Source organism: Micrococcus sp. LASM2_SD2 (genome assembly GCF_057364565.1).
This window is the reverse complement of record NZ_JBNFOB010000443.1, coordinates 1-800: the sequence shown is the minus strand read 5'-3', so window position 1 is coordinate 800 and position 800 is coordinate 1. Positions and strand designations below refer to the sequence as shown.

Sequence of the window (800 nt, the reverse complement as noted above, 5' to 3'; positions counted from 1 at the left end):
CGCCGCCTCGTCCGTGCGCCTCGGGGCGGCGCGGGGGAGGCCGGGCGCGGGGAGGCCGGGGCACCGGTGCGCCATGCGCACTCGGCCCTCACTGCGGCCGGATGGACTCCACGATCCAACGGGTGAGCTCCGGCTCCTCGATCGCCGAGAGCCATCCGGCGTACGCCGTCACGTACACGTCCCGGCGTGTGCCCTCCAGGTCCGTGGTCACCCAGCGGTGCCCCACCACCTCGCCGAGCCGCGGGTCCACGAACGCCCGGCAGCGGTAGTCCATGCGGATCGCCTGGCCGGTGCCGTCCGGCCCGACGTCCGCCAGCTGCGGCGACCCGGACATCCGCACGCTGCCCTGCTCGCAGCCCAGCCCGTTCAGCTCCAGGGAGACCCCGACCTGCCGCGGCCCCGCCTCCGCGAGGGACTCGACGGTCGTCCTGGCCCAGTCGCGGATGCGGGCGGTGAGCTCCTCGTCGCTGAGGGACCCGTCCACCGACTGCCGGTCCTCCCGGTACTCCACCACGGCCACGGCCTGCTGCGGCCGGTCCGGCAGCGCGGTCCGCCAGACGCGGTGCACGTCCGGGCTGGTGCCGTCCGCCCTGACGGTGGTCTGGTTCGTCCGGTCGACCTCCTCCCAGTCCGCCGGGAGGTCGAAGGCGAGCCCGTGGAGGTCGATCGTCTGCGTCCCGCCGGCCGGGGCCGGCGCGGGGCCCTCCGGTTCCGGCTCCGACGTCGGGGTGGCGGGAGGACGCGGGTGCGGAGGAGGCCGGTGCGGGGAGGGTGGAGGCGCTCGCCGGAGGTGAGCCGCC

At 76.6% G+C, this 800-nt stretch carries 1 pseudogene; it reads right to left on the bottom strand.

Annotated features, from left to right (window positions below):
- Positions 1-88 precede the first annotated feature (88 nt).
- A pseudogene (locus AC2W7A_RS13015) lies at positions 89-800 on the bottom strand (hypothetical protein); the annotation flags it as partial.